The organism is Streptomyces sp. NPDC001880 (assembly GCF_053594575.1).
The window spans coordinates 1-2,250 of the sequence record NZ_JBSFET010000248.1; the positions used below are offsets into that span (position 1 = coordinate 1).

The 2,250-nt window shown below is 67.6% G+C and carries 2 protein-coding genes; both read left to right on the forward strand.

The window, feature by feature from the left end:
• Nucleotides 1–87: 87 nt before the first annotated feature.
• Complete coding sequence (locus ACWCQ6_RS36900; RefSeq protein ID WP_451096827.1) at nt 88–1,725, forward strand: ISL3 family transposase; 1,638 nt, start codon at nt 88–90, stop codon at nt 1,723–1,725.
• Between the two features lie 57 nt (nt 1,726–1,782).
• Nucleotides 1,783–2,214 carry a DUF4259 domain-containing protein gene (locus ACWCQ6_RS36905; protein WP_451096829.1) on the forward strand — a complete coding sequence of 144 codons (432 nt, stop codon included), beginning with the start codon at nt 1,783–1,785 and terminating at the stop codon, nt 2,212–2,214.
• Nucleotides 2,215–2,250: the final 36 nt, after the last annotated feature.

The following is a 2,250-nucleotide window of genomic DNA, read 5'->3' on the forward strand; positions in this document are numbered from 1 at the left end:
TCGGGTTCTGGCACAGCTTCCGTGCAGTGGCCACGGTGAGTGACGGCTGAGCGCCTCCGGACGGCATACGAAGTCGCCCGAAAATGGATGGTGGTCAGTGCCGCTAGGCTGACAGTCCGGGCCGTGGAAGACGTTGCACTCCGGCTGAAGACGCTGTTGTTCCCGACGATCGCGGACATCGCGGTGCTGTCGGTGGACGTAGATGTCGAGAAGGTGCGCCTTGACGCGCAGTGCACCACGGCCGGCGCCGCCTGCTCGGGATGCGGAGTCTGCTCGACCCGAGTTCACAGCTCCTACCAGCGGTTTCTCGCTGACGTCCCGAGCGCCGGACGAAGCGTCGTACTCCAGCTGCGGGTCCGGCGGTTCCGGTGCGGGAACACCAAGTGCCCACGTCAGACGTTCGTGGAGCAGATATCCGGCCTCACCCGCAGGCATGGCCAGCGCACCGAGCGGCTGCGTTCCACTCTGACCGCAGTCGGCCTCGCCCTGGCTGGTCGAGCCGGCGCCCGCCTGGCTGCCGTGCTCGGCATGTCCATCAGCCGGAGTACGGTCCTACGCCTGGTCAAGGCGCTGCCCGAGCCGGAGGTGCCGACGCCGCGGGTGGTCGGCGTCGACGAATACGCCACCCGCAAGGGCCGCCACTACGGCACTGTCCTGGTGGACGTCGAAACCCGCCGGCCGATTGATCTCCTGCCTGATCGAGAAGCATCGAGCCTGGCCGCCTGGCTCGCCCGGCGGCCAGGGATCGAGGTCGTCTGCCGGGACCGCGCGCCGTTCTTCGCGGAAGGCGCCACTGCCGGGGCACCCCAGGCGACGCAGGTCGCCGACCGCTGGCACTTGTGGCACAACCTCGGGGAAGCCGCTGAGCGGGCGGTCGCCCGCCACCGCCAGTGCCTTCGCGTTCTGGTCCCCGATCGTGAGGCGAAGGCCGAACCACCGGCGCCGCCCGAGGAGAAGGCGGGCTCGCTATGGCGGAGCGAGCGGTTCGCCAATCGCGTCCGAGCCAGGCACGCCACGGTCCATGCGCTGCTGGAAGCCGGCCACAGCCGCCGTTCCATCGGGCGTCAGCTCCGGATGACCCACCGCACCGTCAAGAGCCTCGCCGACGCTGCGAAGCCTGAAGACCTCTTTCGCGGTCAGTGGCAGCACAACAGGACCTCCGTTCTCGACGAGTACAAGCCCTACCTGGACGAACGTTGGGACGAGGGCTGCACCAACGCCTGGAGGCTCTGGGAGGAGATCGTTCCCTTGGGTTATCGAGGCAGCTACGGCCGGGTCAGCGCCTACCTGCGAGAGAAGCGCACCTCGCCACGGCCGGTGACCGCGCAACCGCCGGCACCCCGCGTGGTGACGAGATGGATCCTCAGCCGACCCGAGACGCTGACCGAGATCGAACAGCTCCGGCTCAAGGCCGTCCTGGCCAACTGTCCCGAACTCGATGCCCTGACCGGTCACGTCCGGTCCTTCGCCCACATGCTCACCGAGCGCCAGGGGGAACGACTCCCGCAGTGGCTCGACGCTGTCCGCCAGGACGACCTGCCCAGCCTCCACACTCTCGCGGCAGGAATCGACCGAGACCGCGACGCGGTCATCGCCGGCCTGACGCTGCCCTGGAGCTCCGGAGTCGTCGAAGGCCACGTCAATCGGATCAAGATGCTCAAGCGCCAGATGTTCGGCCGCGCAGGCTTCGACCTCCTGCGCAAACGGGTCCTGCTCGCCCCGTAGTCATGGTGTCAGTCCCTGATGCGAGGATCCGGGCGACCTTACGCAAGGGAGATCAGCATGGGCACCTGGGATACCGGTCCCTTTGACAACGACACAGCAGCGGACTTCGCCAACGCTCTCGACGACGCCGAGCCCGAGGCGCGCGAAGCCCTGATCCGAGGCGTCCTCATCCGGACGATCGACGCCACCGGCTATCTCACGGAAGCAGAAGAGGCGGTGGCCGCCGCTGCACTCATCGCGGCGCAATGTCCGGGAGGCGAACCCGTCGACATGTCCTACGGTCCGGAAACACCTATGCCCGTGTTCCCTTCCGACCTTCGGGCACTCGCCGACGAAGCCCTCGCCCGCATCGCCAGCGACGAGGACGGGCTGGCCTCAAACTGGGTCGACCCAGAGGACTGGAAGCAGTGGCGAGCCATACTCACCAGCCTTCGCGCAGTGCTTGCCCCGCCACCCGCTTCCATCGCTCTCTTCTACGTCCAGCCATAACGGAGCGTCACTCGGCACGAAAGCTGAGCCAGAACC

Excerpts from the sequence above, each read along its gene's own strand:
- ACWCQ6_RS36905 (WP_451096829.1), top strand. The coding sequence starts at position 1,783 with ATGGGCACCTGGGATACCGGTCCCTTTGACAACGACACAGCAGCGGAC.
- ACWCQ6_RS36900 (WP_451096827.1), top strand. The coding sequence starts at position 88 with ATGGTGGTCAGTGCCGCTAGGCTGACAGTCCGGGCCGTGGAAGACGTT.